Here is a 26,788-nt window from a genome sequence, read left to right as displayed (position 1 = left end):
ATCTTATTCCTCCAATAAAGATAATTTTTCTATAAGAAATCTGTATTCTTTGTTCTCATTTAATACAGAGAACATAGGATTATTCTTAATAGCAGCAACAATACCTGCCTTTACAATTGTATCATCACGTGTAATACCTGTTCCAATCTCAGAAATCCAGCAATCAATATGATTAAAAAAGTCATCACTATGTAGCATAATTGGATATATATCACTTATTGCCAAATCTACATATCTTTGTAACGACTTAATAGCTCCTTTAGTATTTCCATGTATTAAATTCATTTGTATCTGAGTCAAATATACAGAAAACATAACACCAGGAGATAATTCATTAAGGTCAAATGTATCTGAAATTATTAAAATACGTCTTTCTATTTCTTCAATTTGTGATTTATCTGAGTTTTGCAGAAGTCCCACTAAATCTTGAACTAATAATGTAAGATTCTGATATGCTCCAATCTGTAACGTTTCATTAGCTTCATTAGTTTGACCATTCATCATTTGTCCCTGTGCAAGAAGTATGCTTTCATTTACCATGGGAAAATTGCTATCTTGAAATAAATCAATAACTTCTATAGGTTGATTTAACAAGATATAACAAGTTGCCTCCATACCTTTTGACTGACGACAAATTTCTATATCATCACTTGTTTCTCGTATTCGAATAAAAATTTCTAATGCTTCACTAATTAATAGTTCACGTTTTTCTTCATCTACAAGGTCATAATGATTAATTATCAAAATACCCATCTGATAAATCAAAGGAAAGCATGAATAATATTTTTTTATGGTTTCTCTTATTTCATCCATAACTTCATCAAATGGTTTAACAGTAAAATCTTTACACAATCGCTGATATAGTTTATTAATATCTTCCTTAATCATTTGTGGTTCGTAGCAAATTAATTCATCAACTGTAATGTTGAAATATGTCGCGAGTTGTGGTAAAAAAGTGATATCAGGATAACTTTGCCCAGTTTCCCATTTAGACACAGAAGCTTTAGAGATACCTATATAATTTGCAAGTTCATCTTGTGTAATTCCTTTTTCTTTACGCTTTAAAATTAGTGTTTTTGCAATGTTTAATTCATTCATATCAACGCCTCCTTTGTATAATTATATCCTTAAATACATAAACCTAACAAGCGATTTGAAGTTGACTTTTGATGAAAAAATCAACCATAGAGAAACAAATAAGCAGGTATCTTAGATACCTGCTTAAATATATTTTTAAATTCAATTTATATAATTTTTTATTTATTCCAATCATTTCCACATTTTTATACAAAACCACATATGAATATATCCAAATATATTTTTTATTTATCATGTTTTTTAAACGTCTTGTATAAAATATCTTTTAATATGAGTACATTATTCTCATTGCTCATCCTGTATTCCTTTTCAAATCTTGAATATAATTCTTCAATAGCTATTTGATACTTTTCTATCCCTTCTATGTCAACATATGTTTCTAAAATAGGATACTTAGAGCTCCATGCTTTTGTCCAGTCAACATCCTTACTAATATTATCAGTTACATCTTTAGAACATAAATTACTTTCATCGATTAAGTAATCATAAGTAATATTAAATAGCTTTGATATATTTTTTATATTTTCTAAGTCTGGCTTAGCTTGCCCTAATTCCCACTTGCTAATAGTTTGTCTAGATACATTTAGTCTTTCAGCCAACAATTCTTGAGAATAATTATATTTCTTTCTTAGTTTTGTAATCTTGTCTCCTAAATTCATATATTAAACTCCTTTCAAGGTAAAAATAATTATATTTCAATTATAAAGTATTAAACTCAATGATTCTACAAAGCAAAGTTTGAAATATGTAAACTTTAATTTACATACATGATGAATCATTCTATATGAACAATACTAATATTAATATTTAATTATAGATTTTTTAATAAAAATTAATTATTTATTCTTAAATAATAAAAAAGGCTTGTGTTGTAGTTAACTCCAAGTAGTATACTCTATTTAAGAATTGAGTAAAACATAATGAGTTTTATGTAGAGATATTGTACAGTTTATAAATCATATCATACTAAAAAGGAAATAAGGGAATTGTTTTCTAAACTTACAGGTGTTAATGTTGATGAAAGCCTATATTTAATACCACCATTTTATACAGATTTTGGAGAAAATATAAGAGTTGGAAAGGATGTATTTATTAACCATGCTTGTACATTCATGGATAGAAGTGGAATTACAATTGCAGATGATGTACTGATTGGACCTTAAGGTAAATCTTATAACAATAAACCCTCCTTTAGAGCCCTCAGAAAGACATTCCACTGTGTCTACACCCATAGTTATAAAGAGGAATGCTTGGTTAAGTGCAGGAGCAATGATTATGCCAGGTATTACAGTAAGTGAAAATACTGTTGTTTCTGCAGGAGCAGTAGTCACAAATGATTTACCTCCAAATACTGTGGTTGCAGGTATCCCTGCTAAGATAATAAAGACTGTATGTTAGATTCTAAGTTTAAATTTGGTTATTAGTTCAATAGAATATTATTATAGTATTTCAATAAAAAAGACATTTTTAATTTAATTAAGTTTGTCTTTTTTTATTGATTTTTATTATACTCATTTCAAGTTTTATTGTCAAAGTTCTTGACAAGTAAACTTGTCATAAGTATAATAAAAGTACCAAGTAAACTTGGCATCCAAATAGGAGGTATCTTACATGAATAAAGAAGAAATTTTAAGTAAGAGTCGTCAATCCACTAAAGATGAAGGCTTAGAGTATATTGAAAATAAAGGCAGAAAAATAGGATATTCAATTTTCATATGTGTCTTCGCTTTCATTGTAATATTTAACGCCTTTATTGGACAAAAGAGTGATGCAGTATCTGCTTTATTTTGGACATTTGGTCTTGCTGAAAATATAGCAAAATACCAATTCACACATGAAAAAAAGAATTTAATTTTGGCTATTGGTTTCTTAATTACAACTATATTCTCATTAACTAATTTTGTTTTATCATCATTAAGGTAAGCAATATGAATGAAGAATTAATATTAAAAAATCACTTAAAAATAGCAAGAACAGAGAAAAAATTATCTCAAAGTCAGCTAGCTGAAATGGTCGGCGTGTCAAGAAACACTATTAGTTCAATAGAAACAGGTCAGTTTAATCCAACAGCAAAATTAGCACTTATTTTATGTATAGCTCTAGATAAAAAATTTGAAGATTTATTTTACTTTGAATAAAATGTATTGTAGTCATAAAATATAAAAGAAACCATAGTTATTGTATATTTTATTCACTTCTAAAACTCAAAATAAAAAGAGTTAAATAAATAAAACAAAAAGAGTAAATGGTTAGATATTCATTATCTTATCACTTTACTCTTTTATTTATTTTAAAGTCTTATACATCTCTTTAATACCCTACATTCCATATTCATTAAAATAACTCCTATTTTCAAAAACCTCATTTTTAAATCCATATGTTGTCTAAATATAAAATAAATATACAGGTACCTTAATAAATATGTTGCAAAATTATTAAGGTACCTGTATAATATATTTCATAAGGTGCCTTATCATTATAAATCATATTATTTAGGAGGATAACATGGAAAATGAAAAATCAAACATTAAATATTTAAAAGAAGAACCAATAAAAAAAACTATTCTTTATTTATCTATTCCTATGATGATAGGAATGTCAGCTGGAACTATCTATAATGTAATTAATGCCTACTTTATAGGTTTAGTTCATGACACAGCTATGCTTAGTGCAATAACATTGGGACTCCCTATATTTACAATTCTAATGGCTTTTGGAAATATGTTTGGAGTTGGTGGTAGTACATTCATAACTAGGCTAATTGCACAAAATAATAGTGATGAAGCCAAGAAAATTGCTGGATATACTTTTTATGCAAGTATTATAACAGGTCTATTGATAGGTCTAATTGGCTACTTACTAATGAATCCTATTATTAGATTATTAGGTTCCGATATGACTACATTTGAATATACAAAACAATATGCAATTACACTATTTGTTGGCGGATTTTCTATTATATTGAACTTCTCTCTTGAACAAATTGTAAGGTCTGAAGGTGCATCAAAAGAATCTATGTATGGTATGTTTATAAGTGTAATAGTTAGTATCATATTAGATGTTTTATTTATACTAGTTCTTAATATGCATGTGTATGGTGCTGCATTATCAATGATACTTTCTAACATTGCATCTAGTGCTTATTATGTTTGGTATTTAAATGTTAAAAGCGAGAACCTTAGAGGTTTTTTACATTACATAAAAATCAGCATAAACAGTCAAGTTGAAATATATAAAGTTGGTGTATCCCAATTAATCCAATGCTCTTTCTTAATTGTGACTACATTATTATCCAATAACTACTCTATGCAATATGGAAATAACATAGTTGCTAGTTTTGGTATAGCACTTAGAATTGCTCAAATTCCAGAATTCTTTGTTATGGGTATTGTTTTAGGTGTAATGCCACTTATAGCATATAATTTTTCTAATAAGAATATACCTCGTTTAAAAGAAAGTATAAAGTATTCTGCTTTATTCATATTTGTAATCGCAGTTGTATTTTCAGGAGTTGTTTATATATTTAGAACTCAAGTAATACAAACATTCTCAGTTGATACGTCAGTTATTGAAATAGGAACGTATGTATTGGTAGCTATGTTAGTATCTGCCTTATTCAATGGAGTTACATCTTTATTTATGACAATATATCAAGCATCAGGAAAAGGCATTGAAACAGGTATAATGTCTATAAGCCAAGGTGGATTGTATATACCTATAGTAATATTACTTAATTATTTTTATGGACTTGATGGGCTAATATGGTCTATGACAGTAACAGAAATTATAACATTTTTAATAGGTGCAGTTTTATATATACCTTATAGTATAAAACTTAAAAAGGTATCACCTAAAGATAAAGTAAGTCTTATATAAGATTTACTTTATTTTTAATTTTAATGTTAGTCAATACAAATTATTTTATTATATGTAATTATTAATATATTAATCAATTTTATTAAAAATAACAGTCTTCTCTTTTAAAGAGATTTTTCCTACTTGATATCCATATTCATTTAATTCTTTTTTATATTTTAAAAACGAATGGTCTATCTCTATTCCTGCAATATCTTTTATTTCTTCAAAAGTTAATTTAAATGATTGGTTACCATTTTTCTTGACATATTCCCATAAAGAACTATATTTGCTCATTTTATATCACTCCTTTTAAAATTATATCTTATCTATTAGTTTATATTCTATCACTATTAATTTATAAAGTTATGCTACTTATTATTTATATGAAAAAATATACAAATAATAAGTAGCAATTTTTTATAATTATCATATTTTCTTCATATTTAAGAAAAGTCACTCGTAGTTAAAATATTTTTTTTAAGAAAGTTTACTTCATCAGAAAACAAATTTTAATTGTTCTTATTTTTATTATGTAATTATTCAAGACAATATGTCATTGTTGAAATACAACTCTAATAACTAAATATTTTTATACATTCACTATTTAAAAATCTTTTTTATTGAATTTAAGTTAAATTTATCGACATTTCAGTAATAGCGTTTTCTTCATTTTCAATATGAATGTAGATTCTATTATAATTAAAGCTCTACATCAATCTTTTTACCACTCATTGAACAACAACTAACTTTTGCCTTATCAATAGAAAATATTTCAAACTTACCGTCTCCTACAGAGTACATCTGACCTAAACTTGGCATTATTTCAAGTGCCTTAGCTTGTGTTTCTTTTGATGTAACGAATACTGCTTCACCCAAAATACGTAGAGTATTAAGTTTTTGGTCTATACAGCAAAGCTCAACCTTTGGATTAAAAATAAGTTGCTTAAACATATCTTTTTGATTAGATGTGCAAAATGTAAGTTTGCCATCATATTCCATAGCAAATCCTAGAGGACGCACATGTGCTTGATTGTTCTCATCAGCTGTTGCTAAATAATAAACTCCTGCTTTGTTCAAAAATTCTAATACTTTCATAATTTTTACACCCCTTTTAAATACTTGTATTAAGGATTATCCTTTGATATAATTTTAATATAAAATAAGAAAAAAACAAGTATGCAGTTTTTTCTGATAGAGTATAAAAAAGATACTATTGGAATTGAGGAGTGAATTAAAATGAGTTTAGATAATAAAAATAATATAACTGAAAATGCTGAAGAATTAACTTGCCCTATACGTTACGCATTAGATGTTGTTGGTGGAAAGTGGAAATTACCTATTATATGTATGTTAGCAGTTGATAATCCAATTAGGTATAGTAGTATAAAAAGAAAATTAGATGGAATTACAAATACTATGCTAGCTCAATCATTAAAAGATTTAGAGTCTGATGGTATTGTTCATCGTAAACAATACAATGAAATTCCTCCAAAAGTTGAATATACATTAACGGATAAAGGTAAAAGTATTGTACCTATTTTGCGACAATTTGCTAATTGGGGCGCTATTAATATGCAGGAGAAAAACACATGCGGACTTAATTGTAAAGAATGCAGAAAAATAACTTAATCATATAATATACAATCATTACAAACTTTTTTTTAGTTCTTTAATAATATATAAAAATATTTTTGTTAGTTTTCAATATTTGCTACATATATTTATTTCTATATAAAATTTGTTATTATATATAATTTTAAAATTTAAGATAAGGGGAATTAATATGTCAAATAATATCAAGATAATAAAAAAAGAAATAAACTATTTCTTATTAATAAATTTTTTACTGATTGCTTTTACATCAATATTTTTATTTTGGTCAATATCAAAACCAAATAATAGTGAACTTATATCAAGCTTCTCTGTATTATTTATGTATATTCCTGCATTTTCAGCAATTGTTGTCCTAAAAAAAGTTTCTAATTACAAGTTTGATTCAACAGTGGATAAATTTTTAAAGTTTTTTGCTATAACTACAATTGTGAGAATAGTAATATCTATAGCTGAAACATTTTTAATCCATAGTAGTATTATTTCTTCAACAATAGATACATTAACATCTTTTTATCTTTTAGCGGTTGTTCTTTACAATGAATTTCAATTTGAAGTTTTAAATTTATCTTTAAGTAAAAATTTCAAAAAAGTTTTAGGTATTCTATTAATATTCTTGATATTAATTATAGTTAGAAGTGTTATTGATAAAGAAGGTTTATCAATTAATATTGTAAATAAATTTTTCACAGTATTTATAAATATAATTATAAATTTATGTTTTGGTTTTAATTTATTTTTTGGAGAAGAATTTGGATGGAGATACTTTCTTCAACCTAGACTACAAAAGATTTATGGCAAAAAATTTGGTGTATTAATTTTAGGTTTTATATGGGGAATTTGGCATTTGCCTCTTTGTGTCACTTTGTACAGTCCCGAAACCCCATTTTATTGTGTTATTTCCCATATATCATATTGTACCTTTATAGGAATATTTTTAGGATATACCTATATGAAGACCAAAAACCTTTGGGCACCAATATTAATCCACTTAGTAAATAACAATGTTTATATTATACTTAAAGGAGGTACCGAATCTATATTTACATTAGAATCACTATTATGGAGTATTCTAGTTGATGCTATATTGTTTTTACCATTCTTATTTACTAGAGAGTACAAAACTAATAACTATGATGAAAGTTCTAACTAGTCTATAAATACATAAATCTCTAGACATAGAGGCTTTTTATATTTGTCCATAATATTGATAAAATATCTGTTTTAATATATAGAAGAGTAGTCCTTATGGTATATAAGTAAAATAAAATTACTTTTTATGTAAATTTTAATAATTTGCTCATTTTAAAAACCACTTTTCATTAGATGTAAAAAAGTGGTTTTTAAAATAATATTTCTACATTTAATTTTTAGCTCATTCTTATCTAAAACAGATTATTATATATTTATATCAATCTAAAAATAGCCATTTTATGTTTTATGGTATAATAAAAATAATACATACCTTACTTTATTTTAAGTAAAATAATTTCTTAGTTTAATTTATATAGAACAGTTAAATCGGCAAAAATCAATCTAATAAAGGACTTCATAAATTTAAATATGGATATAGAAGTAGCTCTTCAAAATCTAATCGTTATTTTACATTTTGTGGTATAATAAAAATCAAGAAGGACTATAATTTATTGTTGTAGAGTGGAGTCCAGAAATTATTGATTATTCTTTTTGAACTTAACTTTTAGTTCAAAACTAAAGCTACTCTTTCGTGAACTGTACCCACTGTTTTATACAGTTAAAACATGTAAAAATAGGTTTTGCATTTGGATATAGTTCTATTGCTTTATCAAAAGTTTCGAACACCAAGTTATTGTTATTTGATTTTCCAATAACATATGAAATTATACTTCTATCGCCTAAATCTAGAATTGCACTTAAATAGGCCTTCGTCCCATTGGTTAATTTAAATTCAGTTACATCTGTTAACCATTTTTGATAGGTTTTATCTGCACTAAATTTTCTACTTAATACATTTCCAGCGATTACTTCTGGTTTACATTTAACATAACTGAATTTCTTTTTTCTACAAACAGACCTTAAACCTACGCCTCTCATTAGTCTGTACACTCTCTTGTGATTGACATTAAGTTTATACTCTCAGTTTAACTGCATAGTCATCCTTAAAGAGTCAAAAAAACCCATTCTTTTCTTCATATATCTTAGTTATCAAAGCTGCTAATTTAATGTTTTCAAGTTCTAAATTACTTTTATATTGATTGAGCCATTTATAGTATGTTTACAAAAATTTTTAGTTTAAATTATAATTTTATAAAAAACTAAATAATTTCAATATTACAATTAATAGATGATAAAATTAAAACTATATTGCTTAGAAAAATAATTAAGAATTTGAAATGGTGTATCTACCATATTATATTTTAAATATTTTTTAAAAGTTAATATATAAAAACAGGATGAGTATATAAGTCACCCTGTTTTATATATTAAACTCTAAATTTAATAAGCTCAAGTGTGTCATTTAATGCTGACATACTATCTATTTGAATCATTAACCACTTACTTCCATTAAAGAATTTTATCTCATTATACAATTGCTTTATATAATCACAACAAGTATTAATAAATAAGTCAACCTCAACTCTATTACTTTCATTTACAATGACTAAAGCTTTGAAGGAACCTTCTTGAGGATATAAGGTACATAATGACTTTCCTCTTTTTTTGTATTTTACATTCCAACCTCTTTGCATTGAACATTTGCTATACTCGAGTTTTGGTTCCACACTATATGTTGAACTTAATATACTATTTAGCTTGTCCCACAATGGACTATTAATAAATTCTTTGATTTGTTCAAAGGTTGGTTTATTATCTTGAAAAAACATATCTTGCCAATCCATATTCATCACCCTTTCTATTGTTCAATAGACACTGGAATAGTCCAATGTTCCATATATGCCACTTCAGGTGTAGTAGGATAATACATTTCAATCGCAAAATCAGTGGCTATTAAATTATGATTCTTCATCCATCTTTCCATAAACTTATCCGCTTTAAAAACAGCTGAATCAACTAACTCATTAAAATTTTCTGCTTCAAATCCACACACTAAATATTCTTTAGCAGGTAACTCAAAAATACTATATCCTTCCACCAATGTACCTGGCTCCACTTCTATACCTGCCATATACATACAATTACCTTCTTTTGCACTTCCCATATAAAGAGCAGCAAATTCATTTCCACCTGGGATTTTATTTGGTATATTGTGTTTTTGACTTCCAAGTTTCATCCATAATTCCTTTGCTATCGCTATGCCAGTTGTCTCACCACCCATCAACTGGCAAATAGGTATTTCTTTTTCTATTCCAATAAAAGTCCTTGGGTTACTCAATCTTCTGCGAGTTACTTCAATTACTATATCATCAGCAATCAGTGGCACACCTTCATCAACCATAATATAATTTAAAATTAATTCTGGCTTAACAAATTGATTAAGTTTTACTGGATTTGCTCTATATTCCTCTGGAGTTAATCCATATGCTTTTTTAAAAGCACGTGTAAATGTCTCATGACTTTCAAATCCAAAATTTAAGGCTACATCAAGTATACGATTCTTATGTTCTGCTAAATGTTCAGAAGCTTTTGCAAGGCGACGAAGCTTTATATATTCCATTACGGTCTTATTAACTAACCTTTTAAATAATCGTTGATAATAAAATGGTGATAAATTAGCTGCATTTGCTAAATCATCAATAGATATTTCTTCTGATAACCTTTCTTCTATCAATTCTAGTGTAGTTTGAATGGATTCCCATGCATGCATATTATAATTCCTCCTTATAGTTATCTTAAGCTTCTATATTTATATTATCAAAATCATAAAAATTCTTCTTGATATACAGTGCCTTTTTTAATCTTTACAATACTTACCAACAAGATTATTTAAACTTATTTAACTTGTCTTTAGACAAGTATTCTCCCACTTCTAAGTAATATCATAAGTGGTTATTAGTTCTCTACTCTATGTTAAATATTGTAATATTAATAATAGGCTATATGACAATTACAATATTTTATTGTAAACATAAAGTATTGCAGTAAAAATAAAATATAGCAAATCTTATTTGAAGATTTGCTATATTATATATTTTATTAAATTGTTTTTAAACACTGTATTTATTTCTTTACTAAAAAATTCCTTCATATCATCCAACTGCTCTTTAGTATATACATATTTTCCATATCCAAATTGACCATATTTAAACTTTCTATCATCATTTTCCATTGGCAATAATGTGTCTGGATAAATTTCTAATATTCTATTTTTAGCTTTAGTTGTATATCTATGAGATATAACTTCAAATATAATTTTTCTGTCAAAATCTTTTGGAAGAGCTTCTTTTATACTTCTAATCAGACTTCTATACTCCTCTTCCCAACCTTCATATAAAAACACAGGAGCTATTATAAATCCAATCTGATATCCAACTTTTGCAAGCTTTACAGCTGATTCTATTCTTTTCTTTGCAGAAGCTGTATAATGCTCATGTCCATCTATAATTCTAGGTGTATTTATGCTAAATCTTATCTCTGTATGGTTATTATGCTCAGCATCCAACAAGCTATCTACATCACTGTATTTAGTAACAAATCTAAATCTTCCCTTTTCTTCTTTTCCAAAAAACTCTATTGTCTTTTTCAATGAATTAGTATATGGCTCTACTGGAACAGGGTCTGATGTAGCTGCTCCTTCAAATATGGTTACTTGTGGTTTTCTATCTTCAATATACTTCTTTGTTTGTTCAAGTATCTCATCTATATTTACAAACACCCTTATAAAGGGTTTATCACCTAGTTGTGTGTTTAAATAACAATATTCACATCTTCCCATACATCCACTGACAAGTGGTAGTTGATAATTAGCAGAAGGTTTACATGTTTGAAATTTTAAGCTTTTCCTAGTGCCAACTACCATTGTTTGTTTTCCATTTCTATATTGTTCATATAGATTTTCTCCTGGGATATGTTCCTTAACCCTATTTGATGATATCTTAATTATTTCTACATCTTTTTTATCCTTAAATTTATCATATATGTTTTTCCCAATATTAGTATCTAAGCTACCCTTTTCAAATATTATTCTTTTAGGATTAAACATTTATTTCACCTCTACTTAAAGTTTTTAAAATGAAGATTTTTATAAAATATTACTTAGTTAATCTTCCCCTTTTTAAGTTTCTTTATTTATCAGAAAGTAAAATAAACATTTGAGATAAATTTATTTTTTTGCATTAACTAATTACAAGTTTATTTACTTATAACAACTAACACAACCAATTTTTATCTAAAATTTAATTTATAAATTTAATTTACAAAGATTTATAGTATATTTCTCTTATTTGTTCCTTATTAAAAGTCTTTGGATGTCTCTTAATATTTGCAGCAGATATTTTCATACAGTTATCAGTTAACCAATCAATATCTGATTTTACAATACCTAAGTCACTTAGCTTTATATCTAAATCTATCTTTTTAAGGAAATTTTTAACTGCACCTGAACAATCTTCTGCACAAGTTCCACCCAATAGTTTTGATATATTTCCAAACCTTTCAATATCACTATCCCATGAACTTTCTACAATAGTTGGTGTTAAAGCTGCAAGCCCTTTTCCATGCATTACATCTCTAAGACCACTTACAGGATGCTCCATTCCATGTTGAAGAGTTGTTCCAGCTGTACCAATTGTCATCCCACCAATAGTGCTTGCAAGTGTTATTTTCTCCCAAGCTTCTAAATCATCAGAATTATTGTATACATTTACTAAGCTTTCTGATATAAGTTCAATCCCATAGATAGCCTGTACATCTGCAAGAGGATTTCTTCCATTAGAAAGATATGCTTCTATGTTGTGAGCAAGTGCATCAAATCCAACTGATGCAATTATATGTTTTGGCATTGTTACCATAAGCTCTGGGTCAATTATTGAGGCTTTTGCATACATGCTATTCTTTTTTATAGATTTTTTATCTTTAGTATCTGAATTTGTAAGCACTGCAAAACAATTCCCTTCACTACCTGTGCCTGATGTTGTTGGAACTAAAACTATAGGTAGGGCCTCTTCACCTTGTTTAATTCCAAATATGTAATCATTTAAATCACCTGGATTTTTATAAGAAAAAGCTATACTTTTAGCTGCATCCATTATACTTCCACCACCAAGACCTAAAACACAATCACAACCAGTTTCTTTTATAGCTTCTACGCCTGCATATATAGTAGTTATAAGAGGATTTTGCTCTACTCTATCAAAAACTTCATATTCTACTTTAGCACCTTTTAGCAAATCTATTGTCTTATCAAGTAACCCTGTTTTCTTTGTACTGTTTTTCCCAGTTACAATTAATACTTTTTTACCATATTTAGATACTTCTATTCCTACATCATTAATTCTTCCTCTTCCAAATAAAATATTTACTGGCAAACTATAATTAAAATTCATGCTAAAACCTCCTATTTTTCTACTTTAGTAATAACTTTATTTTTTAATAAAAGTATAATTATGTATTGAAACATAATTTATAAAATAATCTTTTACTTAATTATATGTATTATTTTATTTCATATCAAGTTAACTCTATTTAATCAAATATATTTCTTGCTGAAGTACCGTTAAATGATTAAAACTTAACTAAAAATTATAAAAATAAAAAAGAGTTATCTAAAGATAATTTCAATCATCTTAAGACAACTCTTTTCATTTTTGTATCATACAAATTTTTTAAACTTTATTTTCCTATATTTTAAGTCTATAACTCTATTAACATATTCATAAGTTTATTACTTCTTTGTACAAATGAATCTAATTCTCCTGGCTTTAATTCTTTATTAGAAAGTAAAGCTAAATCAGCTATTTGATTACATATAAGTGCTACTTTATCTTTCTTTTCTTCATCATCTTTAAGAGAAACTAATTTTTTGATAATCGGGCTGTTTTCATTTATTACAAGAGTCTTTTCTTCCTCAAAGCTCATTCCTAAATCCATTCCAGCAAATCTTGACTGCATTTCTGCCATTCTAATAGATTGTTCAGATACTAAAATCATAGCTGGAGTTTCTTCGTTTTTTAATCCCTCTACAGAATAATTTTTCACTCTTTCTCCGACAGCTTCTTTAAATAACCCTTCTATCTTAGCTATCTCTTCTTTATTTTCTTCACTATCTTTATTTTCATTTTTGTCTTTTAATACATCAGAAAGGTCTGCATCTATTCTGTTGAATTTAACACCATTTTCTTTGTATTCCATAAATGAAATAAAATGAGTATCTATTGATGAATTTAATACCACAGCATTTAGGTCATATTCCTTAAATAATTTTATATATTGTGATTGTTGCTCTTTATCACTTACATAGAATACTTTATTTTCATGTTTTTCTTTACATTTTTCTAAATAATCTTGAAGTGTTATATACTCATCATCAATAGTTTTAAATAATATACATTCTTTCACTTTTTCATAGAAGCTCTCATCTTTTAAACAACCATATTTAATGAATATTTGTATATCATCCCAGAACTTGTTGTATTCTTCCCTTTGATTTTTACAAAGAGATTTTAACTTATCTGCTACTTTTTTAATTATATGTTTAGAAATTTTACTTACATCTCTATCATTTTGTAAGAAGCTTCTTGATACATTTAGTGGTAAATCTGGGCAATCTATTACACCTTTTAATAAAAGTAAAAACTCTGGTATAACTTCTTTTATGTTGTCAGCTACAAAGACCTGATTGTTATATAATTTTACTTTTCCTTCTGTCAATTCAAATTCATTTTTTAATTTAGGGAAATAAAGTATACCCTTTAAATTGAAAGGATAATCAACATTTAGATGTATCCAAAACAAAGGTTCATCAAATACATTGAATACTTTTCTATAAAACTCTTTATACTCATCATCAGTACAATCCTTTGGAGATTTAAGCCATAAAGGATTAGTATCATTTAATGGTTCAATTACCTTTGCATCTATAACTTCTTCTTCTTTTCCATCTTCTTTTTGCTTTTTAGCTTTTTCTTCAGCTTCCTTAGCTTCTCTTTCTAACCTTTCAACATCTTCTAAATATATCTCTACTGGTAGGAAAGAACAGTATTTGTTTATTATTCCTCTTACAGTAAATTCATCTAAAAATTCCTTACTATCATCATCAATAAATAGTGTTATCGTAGTTCCTCTGTCATGTCTACTATCTGATTCAGATATTTCATATTCTGTACCACCTTCAGATATCCATCTTACAGGAGTTGCTCCTTCCATATATGAAAGTGTATCTATTTGTACTTTTTTAGACACCATAAATGCAGAATAAAATCCTAACCCAAAATGACCTATTATGTCATTTGACTCTTCCATTTTATCCTTATATTTATTAAAGAAATCTTCTGCACCTGAAAAGGCAACTTGGTTTATGTATTTTTTTATTTCTTCCTCAGTCATACCTATTCCATTATCAATAAATTTAAGTGTACCCTCACCTTTATTTACAGATACAGTAATTTTATAATCTGATGGATTATTTTCTGATATTTCTCCTAATGATATAAGTCTTTTGTGTTTACTTACTGCATCACATGCATTACTGATAAGCTCCCTTATAAATATGTCCTTATCAGAATATAACCATTTTTTAATTATAGGAAAAATATTTTCTGTATGAATTGAAATACTTCCTTTTTCAAACTCCATTTTTATCCCTCCTCATTTTATAATTACTATTTTAAATTTTTTAAAATAGTATGTCAATATATTATAAACAAATTATTTTAAAATAAAATAATTTATTTTTCTTAGTTATTTTTTTATTCCTCTTTTAAAATTTCCTTTACCTTTGAGTTATTATACATACTATTAGGAACCTTATTAACTAGTTTTTTTAATGTCAATTTAGAGTTTTTTAAATCACCTTTATTATAATACATCATACCTAAATTATAATACGATTCATCAAAATAGGCATCTTCTTCTGAGTAATTTTCTACATACATTTTATAATATTCTTCAGCAGTATTATAGTCTTTTAATTTTTCACTAAGAATAGCTACTTGATAAGTTGCCTCTGATGTATTGCCTTTATTTTCACCAGTATCTACTACCTTTTTATATAATTGTATAGAGGACTTGGTTTTCTTTTCCTTCTTTAAATTATTCGCTTTAGACATCAATTCATCTTCTGTAAATAAATCAGTATTTTTATCACTTTCATTGTCTACAGTATTTTTTTCAGAATTTACATCTTCTTTGTCATCACTTCTATCATTATTATTTGCATTAGAAGTCTTATCCTTATTTTCTTTATCATTTAAGATAGAATTTAGTTTTTCTTCATTTTTAACACTAGTGTTTTCAGACATCTGATTTTTTAAATTATTCATCTTATAAGAGCTATATATATTTTGTCCTATTAATAATATACCTAATATTATTGCTAAATGTAGATATTTATTTTTTTTAATACTTTTTTTCTCATTAGAAGTTAAATTTTTCTGTTTTTCAGTTATATTATCTTTCTTAACAACATCTTTAGTTCCATCAAATTTAGAGTGTTTAATATTTTTATGTGAAAATTCACTTTCATAAATATCTACGTCTGCATTACTTTTAATTTTTTTATTATATGTATCTAATATATTATTCTCTTGGTTTAATAAATGATTTTCTTTATCAATTCTTTTTAAAACTTCTAAACATTCATCAAATTTTATGTAATCTTCTTCTTTATCATAAATCAAAGCAAGTAACTCATAAGGCTCTATTAAGTCACTATATTGCTCAGTTATAAATTTAAAACCTTGTATAGCTTCTTTGTACATTCCTTTATTTATGAATCTTATAAGCTGATTATATTTTTCAAAGAAAATTAAAAACTCCTCAGATGTAAGCATATTTATATACTTTTCACACAGAGCAGTTTTTTCGCAAAGGGAACTCTTATAGAAACTTTCTACAGCCTCATCAAAATTACATTTTAGTAGGTTTACAAGACCTATAAGATTTAAAATATCTACATCATTTGGGCTTAAATCTCTTGCTTCTTTTAAAAAGTTTAATCCACTTGATATACAATTATTATTTATATTATCGATAGATTCATTATATAGAACACATGAGTCTTTTTTATTGAGTTTTAATATATCTTTCTTTACATCATTTAAGTTTAAAATAAATACCACCTCATGCCATAAGTATTAATTGATTTTGTTTCTAAACAAGAGATTTTACCATGTCCTCTTCACTTACTATACTTGTTACTTTTACACCAAAGTTTAAGTCTACCACTACCACTTTTCCATAAGCCAGTACTTTATTGTCTATTAGTATTTCTACATCTTGGTCTGCTAAAGTATCAAGTTCAATAAGAGAACCTTTATTTAGATTTAAAATATCTCTCAAACTCATCTTAGTTCTTCCTATAACTACAGATAACTCTAACTTAAGGTCAAGTATTCTATCTATATTATTTCTATTAGTTTCAGAAATTTCTAAAGCTAATTCATCATCTCCACTAATTTCTTTTTCAATTTTATCATTCAGTAACATTTTTGCTTCTTCATCTGAAATAAGATTACTATTATCCATAACTACACCTCTTTTTTGACAGCATCACTTATTTTCACACCCTTTTTACTTGATATAAATCCTGGTGTTGCTGTGTATGATTTTGAATTTTCTACATATACATCTATATAATCATTTATCTTTTTATTTGTTACTATTACATCTCCAACTTCTAGTTTAAGTAAATCCTCAACATTAATTGATACTTTACCTATCTCTGCAATAACTGATAATTCTATATTAGATACACTATCATAGATTTTCTTAGTGAATTCCTCTGAATTATCCCCTGCATCCATATCTAAAAATTCTACTACAGAAATATTTTCCAAAACGGCCTCTAAAGCATTGTATGGGAAACAAAGTGAAACATTACCAATATGCTTATTATCATTTAGCACTTTTAAATCTACAACACATACAGGTGCAGTTGGTGAACACAATTGTGGTAAATTAATATGTGTATGTGTATCTAACACTTGTATGTTTTCAAAGCCTTCAAATAAATGCATATTTCTTACTAAATCCTCCATAAGATGTAAAAGTAATTTCTTATCAAGTTCTGTAAGTTCTCTGTTAGTATCTATTGTAACTCCATTTCCTCCAGATGTTATATCAATCCACATATCAGCTACACTTCTATCTATTCTAAAAGAAAAGTTTTTCATAATAGGTTCCATCGAATTTTGTACTACTAAACATGAAGATGTCACTTTATCTAAAAAAGTTTGATAATTTACTTGGTCTATATTCTCAACCACCATACTAGAATTACACTTAAGTTCATAAACTATATAGTTTTTATATTTTTTACAGAATTCAGCTAATAAAAAATTTAAGCAAGTTAAATTTTCTCTTGAATAACTCTGAGGTTTGCCGAAATCATAATCTTTCATATCATACATGAATATTCCTCACCTTACATAATTATTTAGCTCTTAAATTATTAGCTATTTGCCACATTTCATCAGCTGTCTTTATTCCTTTTGAATTCATTTGAAATGCTCTTTGAGTAGCTATTAAATCAACAAATTCTTCTTGTAAAGAAACATTTGACCTTTCTCTGTAGCCTTGAACTATATCAACTTTTCCAACTTGTTTGACTTCTCCTGCATCAGTTGCAACAAATAGGCTATCTCCTTCAGATATAAAATTTTGAGTTCCTGTAGGCTCATACAAATTTATCGTTCCTATTTTTTTATTATCTACAAATAAATCTCCATTTCTTGAAACGGTTAAGTTTGTATCAGTTATATTTGTATTATTGTAGTTATAACCTGCATCAAATTGGACATCTAGTATATTTCCACTATCATCTACAATCTTACCTAAAGCATCTACATTAAATCCACCATTTCTTGTATATGCATATGTCCCATCATTTCTTATGACTCTAAAGAATCCTTCTCCATCTATTGCCAAATCACTTTTACTATTTGTTGGAGCTAATGCTCCTTGTTCATAATTTCTCATAGGAGCTGAGGCTTTAGAGCCAGTTCCAGTTGATATATCTTTACCATTTGTCGGGTAAGATGGTCTATTTAGTACTTCATCTACTAAATCAGAATATTCCATATTTAGCTTTTTATATCCTGTGGAATCAGTATTTGCTATATTATTAGATATTATATCTAGTTTACTTTGATTTGCTGATAAAGCTGTTTTACTAGTATAAAACATTGTGTACATAAAAATTCACCTCCTATTATCTATCTTACTGAACCAATCTCGCTTGCTATTTTTGCTAATTTAGAATCCATAGCTTGAATTATCTTTTGATTTGCTTCATATTCTCTTGAAATTGTCATCATATTATTGATTTCAGATACCATATCTACATTAGATGACTCTATAGCATTTTGTATTGTATATGCATTATTTGCTTTTATAGCTCCTTCTCCAGAATACAGGTTATCGCCTTCTTTTTTTAGCTTATTATAGTCATTAAAATCTACCATATTAAATTTGTACATAGCATTTCCGTCCAGTGATATTGTATTATCATTTGCTACTTCAAATTTCTTATTTCCTACATTTATATGACCCACAGCACCAGTTACAGTATTTGTTCCAAGAACATAGTATCCTTCACTAGTTATAAGGTCTCCTTGATTATCTGTCCTAAAATTACCATTTCTAGTATAAAACTGATTCCCAGCTGCATCACTAACCAAAAAGAACCCCTTACCTTGAATAGCTACATCCATTTTATTATCAGTCTGCTTTATAGGACCTTGGTTAAAATTTGTAATAGTTTCATCCATGGAAATACCTGGACTTATTTCACCTATCTCTTGCTTTTGTTTAGTTCCATTTGCGTAGTTATTGTAAGCTTCTAATTTCAATGAATCAAAACTCTTGGTTAAAAGCTGTTTACTTTTATATCCATTAGTGTCCATATTGGCTAGGTTATTGACAACAACATTTTGCTTTTGTTGATTTGTTATCATAGCCGAAACTGCTGTATATAATCCTCTTATCACATTATGACCTCCTTTTTCGTAAATTGTTTAACAAGATTATTTATTCTAAAACTTTCATCTCACTTGAATATTTCATCCCTAATGCTCTGGCCTTTTTTTCTATCTCTGCTTTGCTCATATCATTATTACTAAAAAGCATTATACATAAAGTCGATATTAATATACCAATTCCTATTCCTAAAAGTACTTTTTTATCAAATAATAATATTCTTATATTTTGTAACAACTCTTTATTAATGACAGCTCACCCTTTCCAATATGTAGCATCTTGCATATTTCCACATCATCATAACCAGAATTTATAAGATGTTTCACTTTAAGAGATAGCTCATTTTCTTGTTTTATTTCCTGTCTTGATTCTATAAAGATACTGTCTTTTTTTTCTTCATTAGTTTTTATTAAGTTATAATTTTCATAAACTTTTATATGATTATTACTTCTTATTTCAGCAAGTACTTTATCTAAAAAGAATCTTCTTTTTTCTGCAACTATCAATCTATCATTTGCCTCATATTCCTGTTCAAATATTTTGTCAAAGTACCTGTTATCTTTGTTTTTCGATTCCTTATGTAAATTTGCTATTATAGTTACTATTATCAAAATAGACACTACTATTAATATAATTTGTATCATCACATCAATCACCATCTATATAGAATATTTAAGTTCTTTTATTTTGCTTCTCAAGTTTCTTATTGATTTTCTGTGGAGTTGTGAAACTCTTGATTCTGAAACACCTAGCACTTTTCCTATTTCCTTTAGATTTAAATCTTCATAATAGTACAGTGAAAGTATTAATTTTTCCTTTTCCTTTAAATTACAAATTGCTTGAGATAAAATTTCTAGTTTTTCTTCTTCCTCTATTACATTTGCTGGAATATCTTCATCTCTGTCACTTATTGTATCTTGTACAGTTTCATTTGTATCTTCAAAGATTACATGGTTTAATGATACAATATTTAGCATGTCTATATTATTTTCGATATCATAAAGTTCCTTTTCTGAAATATTTAATTCATTCGCAATTTCATATGAAGTTGGCTCTCTTAATAACTCAGCCTGCAATTTTTCTACTACTCTATTATATTTATTTACTTTAGTTAAATTATGCTTAGAGATTGGACTTTGATTTCTAATTTCATCTAATATAGCTGATTTTATTTTTATATAAGAGTAACTAGAAAATTTTGCTCCTTTTTCAACATCAAACTTATTTATTGCATCAATCAATCCAATAACTCCACTATTTACTAAATCTTGATATTCAAAGCCTTTCCCAGGTATAAAAAATTTTCTTGCTATACTCTTTACAAGAGGCATATTCTCTTTTATTAATTCTTCTCTATTCATTAACTACGCCTCCTTAGCTTTTAAATATACTAAACATTTTTCTTAGTAGACCCTTATTCTCATCAATATCTTCTCTTGACTGACTTACCATTCTCTTTGCTATAGATATAATACACTTTGAAGCGCTACTTGTAGGATATTCCAGAATAAATGGTATCTGCTTTTTTACACATATTCCTACTTTTTTATCATCTATTATATATCCATATAACTCTAAATTAAGATTTAAAAATTTGTCTACAACCATCTTTATTCTGTTGTATGTAGATTTTGCTTCTTCTAAATTTATTACCCTGTTGATTATTATGTTTGCACTTCTCTTTATCCCAAAATTACTTATGGCCTTTAGTAAGCTATATGCATCAGTTAATGATGTTGGTTCTGGAGTTGTTATTAAGAAAAATTCAGTACTACAATATATAAATGACAATAGACTTTTACTCATACCAGCACCTGTGTCAATTATTATAAAATCGACATCATGAATCTGTTCTATGCTATGTATAAACTTATTTCTTTGAGCTTCTGTAAAATCTTCTATATGATTAAGTGCAGAACCTCCAGAAATTATATTCACACCATATTTAGTACGTGAAATTATATCTTCTATATTTTTTTCTCCATTAATTACATCAATTATCGTACCTTTTACATTTACACCCATTATTATATCTATATTTGACATTCCTATATCTGCATCTAATATAAGAACTTTTTTATTAAGCCTAGTCAAACAGATAGACAAATTTGTAGCGAGATTACTCTTTCCAACACCACCTTTCCCAGAAGCTATTGTAATTATCTTAGGTGCATTCCCATTCTCCACTATAAATTCATCAAGTCCTCTTTTTTCTATTGCCATCTTTCTCAAGATTTGAGCTTGGTCAATCATATACTTTCAACTCCTAATAGTAATCTTATAATCTTATCTTCATTAGGTTTTATAATGTCATCAGGAACACTTTGCCCTATTGTAATATACGATATTGGTTTTTGTGCATAATTCACTATGTTAAAGATGGAACCATATGTGATTGTTTCATCCAGCTTTGTAATTATTAAGCTTTTAAAGTTCACATTTCTATATGAATCTATAATTGCTTTTGTATCATTTTCTCTTGTTGTGCAATTCAAAACTAAGTGTATATTATCAGTTTCAGCTTTATCTATGAGATTTTTGATTTCTAATATTTGCATAGAATTTTTATATCCTCTACCTGTAGTATCTATTAATACAACATCACAATCTTTCATCTCATCAAGTGCCAACTCCATCTCATCAGGGCTTATTACTCCTTTAAAAGGAATATTCATTATGTCAGTATATATCTTTAACTGCTCCACAGCGCCAATTCTATAGGTATCTATAGTTATTACACCTACTTTTTTATTTTCCTCAAATACTAATTTTGCGGCTAACTTTGCTATTGTAGTTGTCTTACCTACTCCTGGTGGTCCAACTAGAGCGATTTTCCCATTTATCGTTGGATTTTCTATTTTAATCTTTTTCTTTAGACTTTCTACTAAATTTTTACTTGTATCAATTCCATTGAACTTCATTTCTTGTAAGTCAGTTCTTATGGACTCTACAATTTCTTCATTTAACTCTAGATTTAGTAGGTTCTTACATATTTTATCTATATCATTGTCATTCTTATTATCAAACCCCATATTACTTATAATTGACTTTAATTGTTCTACTTCTCGTTTCAAGTCATTTTGTTCTACATTATCTCTCTTTTCCCATCCAACAGTTAATTCGATATCTCTCTTTGAAAAAATACCTCGTATTCCAGATTTTCTTACTTCTTTTTTATCTATTAATGTAATATTGTCACCCAATTCCATTTTGGCTAGATTCATAGCATCCTGAATTGTATTAGCTGTATACTTTTTCGTCATCATATATGCTCACCACACCTTCTGCTTTGATTTTAACATCATTAGGTATTTCATTTAATGATAGTACAGTCAAATTAGGATATACAATCTCAACTAGTTTTCTAAATGGTGCTCTTATCTTTGGTGATACTACTATTACTGGTATATTATGATTGAAATATACATTACCTATTACATCTTGTATACTCTCAAATATTTTGTTTGTGTTTTCTGGGTCAACAGCTGGATAAGTTCCATTTACAGACCTTTGTAAATTATTAGATACCAATTCCTCTGTTTCTGGAGATAATGTAGCCACTACAATTGACTTATCTTCATCCACCAAATTCGTACAAATACTTCTAGCTAAAGCTATTCTCACATATTCAGTAAGAAGCTCTATGTCTTTTGTGTTTCTGGACTGGTCTGCAAGTGTTTCAAGGATTGTAACCCTATCCTTTATATTTACTTTTTCTCTCAACAGATTTTTAAGTACTTTTTGAACTTCACCAAGTGTCATTAAGTCTGGTATCAACTCATCAACTACAGCACTATAATTTTCTCTTGCTGCATCTATAATAGTCTTAACTTCTTGTCTTCCCAGTAACTCATGTGCATTGGATTTTATTATATCTAGTAAATGGGTTATAAGTATTGTGGATGAATCTACAACTGTATAACCTTTTAACTCTGCATCTTCTACCTTATCACTTTCTATCCAAAGTGCCTCTATTCCAAAAGTAGGCTCAATTGTCTTTATTCCAAATATATTAAAACCTTGATTCATAGGGTCCATACATAAAACCATATTAGGCATTATCTCATATCCACCAACTACATTACCTTTTATCTTTATGTTATATTGGTTTGGATTTAGTTGTAAATTATCTCTTATTCTTATAGGTTGTACAACTATACCCATGTCTATGGCACATTGTCTTCTTATTGATGCTATTCTCTGAAGTAAATCTCCTCCTGCTGATTCATCAGCTAAAGATATTAAGCCATATCCAATTTCTACTTCTATAGCTTCTACATTTATTAAGTTTGTTACATCTTCTACTTCGTTTTTGTCTGGATTTACCATATCAGGTTTTTCAAAATCTAAATCTTCTAAGGTATCCTTCTTTTCTCTTCCTAAGAAGTAACCTGCTGCTATTGCACCTATTCCCAGTGAAAAAAACGCTGGCTTGGGTAATCCAGGCATCATACCAAGTATAATTAAAACACAACCAGTCATCATTACTGCTTTTGGTATTGCTGTTAATTGCTTACCTACTAAGTCACCAAAGTTTTCATCAGTCGAAGCTCTTGTTACGATTATACCAGCTGATGTGGATATTAGTAGAGCTGGTATCTGGCTTACAAGTCCATCACCTATAGTAAGTCTTACATAAGTCTGAGCTGCACCCATAAGAGTCATGTTTAGCATTACAGCTCCTATTACAATTCCTCCTATTATATTTATTGCTGTTACTATAAGACCTGCTATAGCATCTCCTTTTACAAACTTATTTGCACCATCCATAGAACCATAAAAATCAGCTTCTTGTTGGAGTTCTTTTCTTCTTTTTCTAGCAGTTTTGTCATCTATAACTCCTGCATTTAAATCTGCATCTATACTCATCTGCTTCCCTGGCATGGCATCTAACGTAAATCTAGCTGTTACTTCAGATACTCTTCCAGAACCATTAGTTATAACGACAAATTGAACAATTAATATAATTAGGAATATAATTATCCCTACTACGTAATTTCCACCTACAACAAAACTTCCAAATGCCTCTATAACTTCACCTGCGTATCCTTGAGTTAAAATTAATCTAGTTGATGAAAGATTTAATCCCAATCTAAATAGTGTTGTAACAAGTAACACTGTTGGAAATATAGATAAATCAAGTACATTTGTTGTAAATAATGTCATTAATAAAATTAGCACAGATAAACTTATGTTAATTGCCAGTAAAATATCTAATATAAATGTAGGTAATGGCACTATCATCATAAGAACAATTCCTACAACACCAAAAGCCACTATTACGTCCATATGTTCTTTTAGATTAAACTTATTCATTACTTATCCTACCTTTTTGGGACTTTGTATCTATTTTTGATTTTATATACTGCTACTAATATCTCTGCAAAAGCTTGATACATGTCCTCTGGAATTTCTTGGTCTATTTCTACTTGCTTATATAACAACCTAGCGATGGGTTTATTTTCTATTATTGGGATGTCATTTCCCTTTGCGATTTCCCTTATTTTAAAAGCTAAATAGTCTGCACCTTTTGCCACTACTACTGGAGCTTGGTCCTTCCCTTTTTCATATCTCACTGCTATAGATAAGTGAGTTGGATTAGTTACTATTACAGTAGCGCTTGGTACTGCTTGCATAGTCCTTTGAGATGAGATTTGTCTTTGTTTTTGTTTTATCTTAGCTTTTATTTCTGGGTCTCCTTCTGAGTTTTTATATTCATCTTTAACTTCTTGTTTTGTCATTCTCAGTTGTTTTTTATGACTATACCTTTGATAAAAATAATCTGCAACTGCTATAACTATCATAGCTATACAAATTTTACTTAATATGGAATATACTAAGTCTTTAACTGTATACATTAAAGTTGGTAAGTATATATTACCTAGTTTTAAGATATCTAAATAATTATCTTGAAAAAATTTATATCCTATGTAAGCTAAGACAGATATAATTGCTGTATCCTTTATTAAAGTTGATAAACTTCTCATAGAAAACATGTTTTTGAATCCACTAATTGGATTTAATTTTGATAAATTTGGTTTCAAAGTTTCCCCAGTAAATAATATTCCCACTTGAAATAGGTTAGCTACTACACCTAAGACCAAAAATGGAATAGCTATTGGCAAAAATATCTTGAAAAAATCAATTAATCCTACTATAATTAAGTTTTCTAGGTTTGAATAATTTATGTTCATATAAAAATTCACGCTTAAAAAATGATTGAGTGAAGATTTAAGTGTGTCCACTACATATGAAAATAATGTAGGGACTAACAAAGTGAATGCAAATAAGGTCATTGCAACAGGTAATTCTCTACTTTTTGCTATATTACCTTTTTTTCTTTGTTCTCCCCTTTTCTTTGGAGTAGCGTCTTCTGTTTTGTCTGTTGAACCCATAAAAAACATAGGGGCTAGTGCAAAAGTTCCCTCATACATCTTTGGTATTTGACTCAATAAATGACTTATTTGGTTGACAATTAAAGGTATTGATATGATAAATAATGCTATACCAACCAATATTTTTAATGGCATACCAACTATCATTACGTTTAGTTGAGGTACACTTCTTGATATAAGACCTAATATAAAATCTGCCATAAGCAGACAAAGTACAATAGGTATTGCTATTTTAAACCCAGTTATAAAGCACTGCACAAATATGTTTATTATATAATCTATATTATTATCTACAAATGATTTTCCTATTGGAATTAACTCAAAACTATACCTTATACCTCGAATTAAAATATGGTGACCATCCATGCTAAAAAATATCATAATTGCTGTCCAGTTCATAAGATTATCAATTAGAGTTGTTTGAGTCATTGAGTTTGGGTCAAACATATTAATCATTGATAATCCCATCTGTTGGTCCATCATAGAACCTGCCATTCTGATACTGTAAAAACATAGATTCGTTATATATCCAAGAATAATCCCTGTTATAGTCTCATTTATACCATATAAAGTAAACATTACAATATTGTCTATATTTGTTACATATCCAATTTGCATAGTACTTGAAATCAATATTGATATAATGATTGCAAAGAGTGACTTAAATAAAGCAGGCGTACCAGCTGGAAATAGCATTCTCAATGTTCCAAAGAAGGCTACTATTCTAATAAATACAAAAATCATATGTATCCTAC

At 27.7% G+C, this 26,788-nt stretch carries 29 protein-coding genes and 1 pseudogene; 7 read left to right on the top strand and 23 right to left on the bottom strand.

All coding sequences use genetic code 11. The features are described from left to right. Window positions 1–3 precede the first annotated feature (3 nt). Together IC173_RS10695 and IC173_RS10690 are read right to left on the bottom strand one after the other, a co-directional pair. Window positions 4–1,098, bottom strand: coding sequence for a helix-turn-helix domain-containing protein (locus IC173_RS10695; RefSeq protein WP_227434706.1), 1,095 nt, complete (start codon window positions 1,096–1,098; stop codon window positions 4–6). Window positions 1,099–1,322: 224 nt separating this feature from the next. Further along, window positions 1,323–1,757: a helix-turn-helix domain-containing protein gene (locus tag IC173_RS10690; RefSeq protein ID WP_227831398.1), complete on the bottom strand. Its 435-nt coding sequence runs from the start codon at window positions 1,755–1,757 to the stop codon at window positions 1,323–1,325. A gap of 327 nt (window positions 1,758–2,084) precedes the next feature. Between IC173_RS10690 and IC173_RS10685 the strand changes: the two genes are divergently transcribed. The 5 genes from IC173_RS10685 (at window position 2,085) to IC173_RS10665 (ending at window position 4,974) form a co-directional block, all read left to right on the top strand. Beyond that, on the top strand, window positions 2,085–2,261 hold the full coding sequence (locus IC173_RS10685) for a hypothetical protein (RefSeq protein ID WP_227434704.1): 177 nt from the start codon (window positions 2,085–2,087) through the stop codon (window positions 2,259–2,261). After that, the gene (locus IC173_RS10680; RefSeq protein ID WP_227855509.1) at window positions 2,251–2,496 is read left to right on the top strand and encodes a hypothetical protein; all 246 of its coding nucleotides are present in this window, start codon (window positions 2,251–2,253) and stop codon (window positions 2,494–2,496) included. The genes IC173_RS10685 and IC173_RS10680 overlap by 11 nt, the downstream gene beginning before the upstream one ends. A gap of 213 nt (window positions 2,497–2,709) precedes the next feature. Next, window positions 2,710–3,021: a DUF6442 family protein gene (locus IC173_RS10675; RefSeq protein ID WP_227434703.1), complete on the top strand. Its 312-nt coding sequence runs from the start codon at window positions 2,710–2,712 to the stop codon at window positions 3,019–3,021. Between the two features lie 5 nt (window positions 3,022–3,026). Then, a complete protein-coding gene (locus IC173_RS10670) occupies window positions 3,027–3,236 on the top strand; it encodes a helix-turn-helix transcriptional regulator (RefSeq protein ID WP_021382875.1) in 210 nt (69 codons plus the stop codon). A 367-nt stretch (window positions 3,237–3,603) separates the two neighbouring features. Next, on the top strand, window positions 3,604–4,974 hold the full coding sequence (locus tag IC173_RS10665; protein ID WP_227855508.1) for an MATE family efflux transporter: 1,371 nt from the start codon (window positions 3,604–3,606) through the stop codon (window positions 4,972–4,974). Window positions 4,975–5,043: 69 nt separating this feature from the next. On the opposite strand, the gene IC173_RS10660 is transcribed toward IC173_RS10665, so the two are convergent. Both IC173_RS10660 and IC173_RS10655 read right to left on the bottom strand, forming a co-directional pair. Then, on the bottom strand, window positions 5,044–5,250 hold the full coding sequence (locus tag IC173_RS10660) for a hypothetical protein (protein ID WP_021382829.1): 207 nt from the start codon (window positions 5,248–5,250) through the stop codon (window positions 5,044–5,046). Window positions 5,251–5,655: 405 nt separating this feature from the next. Continuing rightward, complete coding sequence (locus IC173_RS10655) at window positions 5,656–6,051, bottom strand: pyridoxamine 5'-phosphate oxidase family protein (protein WP_227434700.1); 396 nt, start codon at window positions 6,049–6,051, stop codon at window positions 5,656–5,658. A 141-nt stretch (window positions 6,052–6,192) separates the two neighbouring features. Between IC173_RS10655 and IC173_RS10650 the strand changes: the two genes are divergently transcribed. Both IC173_RS10650 and IC173_RS10645 read left to right on the top strand, forming a co-directional pair. Continuing rightward, window positions 6,193–6,585: a winged helix-turn-helix transcriptional regulator gene (locus IC173_RS10650; protein ID WP_227824807.1), complete on the top strand. Its 393-nt coding sequence runs from the start codon at window positions 6,193–6,195 to the stop codon at window positions 6,583–6,585. A gap of 154 nt (window positions 6,586–6,739) precedes the next feature. After that, on the top strand, window positions 6,740–7,720 hold the full coding sequence (locus IC173_RS10645; RefSeq protein WP_227824808.1) for a CPBP family intramembrane glutamic endopeptidase: 981 nt from the start codon (window positions 6,740–6,742) through the stop codon (window positions 7,718–7,720). Between the two features lie 563 nt (window positions 7,721–8,283). On the opposite strand, the gene IC173_RS10640 is transcribed toward IC173_RS10645, so the two are convergent. The 19 genes and pseudogenes from IC173_RS10640 to IC173_RS10555 all read right to left on the bottom strand — a co-directional run bounded on the left by IC173_RS10640 (window position 8,284) and on the right by IC173_RS10555 (window position 26,777). After that, window positions 8,284–8,568, bottom strand: coding sequence for a DDE-type integrase/transposase/recombinase (locus IC173_RS10640; protein ID WP_413927147.1), 285 nt, complete (start codon window positions 8,566–8,568; stop codon window positions 8,284–8,286). A 42-nt stretch (window positions 8,569–8,610) separates the two neighbouring features. Next, window positions 8,611–8,667, bottom strand: a pseudogene (locus tag IC173_RS20985) (hypothetical protein); the annotation flags it as partial. A gap of 362 nt (window positions 8,668–9,029) precedes the next feature. After that, entirely contained in the window at window positions 9,030–9,446 is a 417-nt protein-coding gene (locus IC173_RS10635; protein WP_227824810.1) for a DUF3788 domain-containing protein, read from the bottom strand. Between the two features lie 14 nt (window positions 9,447–9,460). Beyond that, window positions 9,461–10,372, bottom strand: coding sequence for a helix-turn-helix domain-containing protein (locus IC173_RS10630; RefSeq protein WP_227483425.1), 912 nt, complete (start codon window positions 10,370–10,372; stop codon window positions 9,461–9,463). A 312-nt stretch (window positions 10,373–10,684) separates the two neighbouring features. Beyond that, entirely contained in the window at window positions 10,685–11,707 is a 1,023-nt protein-coding gene (splB, locus tag IC173_RS10625) for a spore photoproduct lyase (RefSeq protein ID WP_227483426.1), read from the bottom strand. Between the two features lie 211 nt (window positions 11,708–11,918). Beyond that, the gene (locus IC173_RS10620) at window positions 11,919–13,049 is read right to left on the bottom strand and encodes an iron-containing alcohol dehydrogenase (RefSeq protein ID WP_227483427.1); all 1,131 of its coding nucleotides are present in this window, start codon (window positions 13,047–13,049) and stop codon (window positions 11,919–11,921) included. A 307-nt stretch (window positions 13,050–13,356) separates the two neighbouring features. Then, window positions 13,357–15,297 (bottom strand): molecular chaperone HtpG, encoded by a 1,941-nt coding sequence (gene htpG, locus IC173_RS10615; RefSeq protein ID WP_227483428.1) that lies wholly within the window; start codon window positions 15,295–15,297, stop codon window positions 13,357–13,359. A gap of 113 nt (window positions 15,298–15,410) precedes the next feature. Next, window positions 15,411–16,781 (bottom strand): tetratricopeptide repeat protein, encoded by a 1,371-nt coding sequence (locus tag IC173_RS20980; RefSeq protein ID WP_227483429.1) that lies wholly within the window; start codon window positions 16,779–16,781, stop codon window positions 15,411–15,413. A 31-nt stretch (window positions 16,782–16,812) separates the two neighbouring features. Beyond that, window positions 16,813–17,187, bottom strand: a complete 375-nt coding sequence (locus tag IC173_RS10605; protein WP_413926673.1) for a FliM/FliN family flagellar motor switch protein — start codon at window positions 17,185–17,187, stop codon at window positions 16,813–16,815. A 2-nt stretch (window positions 17,188–17,189) separates the two neighbouring features. Continuing rightward, window positions 17,190–18,071, bottom strand: coding sequence for a FliM/FliN family flagellar motor switch protein (locus IC173_RS10600; RefSeq protein WP_227483430.1), 882 nt, complete (start codon window positions 18,069–18,071; stop codon window positions 17,190–17,192). 22 nt (window positions 18,072–18,093) lie between these two features. Beyond that, complete coding sequence (locus IC173_RS10595; protein WP_227434690.1) at window positions 18,094–18,855, bottom strand: flagellar hook-basal body complex protein; 762 nt, start codon at window positions 18,853–18,855, stop codon at window positions 18,094–18,096. Window positions 18,856–18,875: 20 nt separating this feature from the next. Next, complete coding sequence (locus tag IC173_RS20975) at window positions 18,876–19,649, bottom strand: flagellar hook-basal body complex protein (protein ID WP_227834866.1); 774 nt, start codon at window positions 19,647–19,649, stop codon at window positions 18,876–18,878. Between the two features lie 40 nt (window positions 19,650–19,689). Further along, window positions 19,690–19,875 carry a flagellar protein gene (locus IC173_RS10585; protein WP_227434688.1) on the bottom strand — a complete coding sequence of 62 codons (186 nt, stop codon included), beginning with the start codon at window positions 19,873–19,875 and terminating at the stop codon, window positions 19,690–19,692. Next, on the bottom strand, window positions 19,860–20,282 hold the full coding sequence (locus IC173_RS10580) for a flagellar protein (RefSeq protein ID WP_227483432.1): 423 nt from the start codon (window positions 20,280–20,282) through the stop codon (window positions 19,860–19,862). Before IC173_RS10580 ends, IC173_RS10585 begins: the two co-directional genes overlap by 16 nt. A gap of 15 nt (window positions 20,283–20,297) precedes the next feature. Then, on the bottom strand, window positions 20,298–20,999 hold the full coding sequence (locus IC173_RS10575) for a sigma-70 family RNA polymerase sigma factor (RefSeq protein ID WP_227434686.1): 702 nt from the start codon (window positions 20,997–20,999) through the stop codon (window positions 20,298–20,300). 13 nt (window positions 21,000–21,012) lie between these two features. Continuing rightward, complete coding sequence (locus IC173_RS10570; RefSeq protein ID WP_227483433.1) at window positions 21,013–21,891, bottom strand: MinD/ParA family protein; 879 nt, start codon at window positions 21,889–21,891, stop codon at window positions 21,013–21,015. After that, window positions 21,888–22,901 (bottom strand): flagellar biosynthesis protein FlhF, encoded by a 1,014-nt coding sequence (gene flhF, locus IC173_RS10565; RefSeq protein WP_227434684.1) that lies wholly within the window; start codon window positions 22,899–22,901, stop codon window positions 21,888–21,890. The genes IC173_RS10570 and flhF overlap by 4 nt, the downstream gene beginning before the upstream one ends. Next, a complete protein-coding gene (flhA, locus tag IC173_RS10560) occupies window positions 22,879–24,954 on the bottom strand; it encodes a flagellar biosynthesis protein FlhA (RefSeq protein WP_227434683.1) in 2,076 nt (691 codons plus the stop codon). The genes flhF and flhA overlap by 23 nt, the downstream gene beginning before the upstream one ends. Window positions 24,955–24,962: 8 nt before the next feature. After that, window positions 24,963–26,777, bottom strand: coding sequence for a fused FliR family export protein/FlhB family type III secretion system protein (locus tag IC173_RS10555; protein WP_227855507.1), 1,815 nt, complete (start codon window positions 26,775–26,777; stop codon window positions 24,963–24,965). Window positions 26,778–26,788 lie beyond the last annotated feature (11 nt).

The organism is Clostridioides sp. ES-S-0048-02 (assembly GCF_020658495.1).
Lineage (GTDB): Bacteria > Bacillota > Clostridia > Peptostreptococcales > Peptostreptococcaceae > Clostridioides.
This window is presented reverse-complemented; position numbering and strand designations above follow the sequence as displayed.

Bases quoted from the DNA above. Each gene is read 5' to 3' on its own strand.
- IC173_RS10695 (WP_227434706.1), bottom strand. From the start codon at position 1,098: ATGAATGAATTAAACATTGCAAAAACACTAATTTTAAAGCGTAAAGAA.
- IC173_RS10690 (WP_227831398.1), bottom strand. From the start codon at position 1,757: ATGAATTTAGGAGACAAGATTACAAAACTAAGAAAGAAATATAATTAT.
- IC173_RS10675 (WP_227434703.1), top strand. From the start codon at position 2,710: ATGAATAAAGAAGAAATTTTAAGTAAGAGTCGTCAATCCACTAAAGAT.
- IC173_RS10670 (WP_021382875.1), top strand. From the start codon at position 3,027: ATGAATGAAGAATTAATATTAAAAAATCACTTAAAAATAGCAAGAACA.
- IC173_RS10665 (WP_227855508.1), top strand. From the start codon at position 3,604: ATGGAAAATGAAAAATCAAACATTAAATATTTAAAAGAAGAACCAATA.
- IC173_RS10660 (WP_021382829.1), bottom strand. From the start codon at position 5,250: ATGAGCAAATATAGTTCTTTATGGGAATATGTCAAGAAAAATGGTAAC.
- IC173_RS10655 (WP_227434700.1), bottom strand. From the start codon at position 6,051: ATGAAAGTATTAGAATTTTTGAACAAAGCAGGAGTTTATTATTTAGCA.
- IC173_RS10650 (WP_227824807.1), top strand. From the start codon at position 6,193: ATGAGTTTAGATAATAAAAATAATATAACTGAAAATGCTGAAGAATTA.
- IC173_RS10645 (WP_227824808.1), top strand. From the start codon at position 6,740: ATGTCAAATAATATCAAGATAATAAAAAAAGAAATAAACTATTTCTTA.
- IC173_RS10635 (WP_227824810.1), bottom strand. From the start codon at position 9,446: ATGGATTGGCAAGATATGTTTTTTCAAGATAATAAACCAACCTTTGAA.
- IC173_RS10630 (WP_227483425.1), bottom strand. From the start codon at position 10,372: ATGCATGCATGGGAATCCATTCAAACTACACTAGAATTGATAGAAGAA.
- splB (WP_227483426.1), bottom strand. From the start codon at position 11,707: ATGTTTAATCCTAAAAGAATAATATTTGAAAAGGGTAGCTTAGATACT.
- IC173_RS10620 (WP_227483427.1), bottom strand. From the start codon at position 13,049: ATGAATTTTAATTATAGTTTGCCAGTAAATATTTTATTTGGAAGAGGA.
- htpG (WP_227483428.1), bottom strand. From the start codon at position 15,297: ATGGAGTTTGAAAAAGGAAGTATTTCAATTCATACAGAAAATATTTTT.
- IC173_RS10605 (WP_413926673.1), bottom strand. From the start codon at position 17,187: ATGGATAATAGTAATCTTATTTCAGATGAAGAAGCAAAAATGTTACTG.
- IC173_RS10600 (WP_227483430.1), bottom strand. From the start codon at position 18,071: ATGTATGATATGAAAGATTATGATTTCGGCAAACCTCAGAGTTATTCA.
- IC173_RS10595 (WP_227434690.1), bottom strand. From the start codon at position 18,855: ATGTACACAATGTTTTATACTAGTAAAACAGCTTTATCAGCAAATCAA.
- IC173_RS10580 (WP_227483432.1), bottom strand. From the start codon at position 20,282: ATGATACAAATTATATTAATAGTAGTGTCTATTTTGATAATAGTAACT.
- IC173_RS10575 (WP_227434686.1), bottom strand. From the start codon at position 20,999: ATGAATAGAGAAGAATTAATAAAAGAGAATATGCCTCTTGTAAAGAGT.
- IC173_RS10570 (WP_227483433.1), bottom strand. From the start codon at position 21,891: ATGATTGACCAAGCTCAAATCTTGAGAAAGATGGCAATAGAAAAAAGA.
- flhF (WP_227434684.1), bottom strand. From the start codon at position 22,901: ATGACGAAAAAGTATACAGCTAATACAATTCAGGATGCTATGAATCTA.
- flhA (WP_227434683.1), bottom strand. From the start codon at position 24,954: ATGAATAAGTTTAATCTAAAAGAACATATGGACGTAATAGTGGCTTTT.
- IC173_RS10555 (WP_227855507.1), bottom strand. From the start codon at position 26,777: ATGATTTTTGTATTTATTAGAATAGTAGCCTTCTTTGGAACATTGAGA.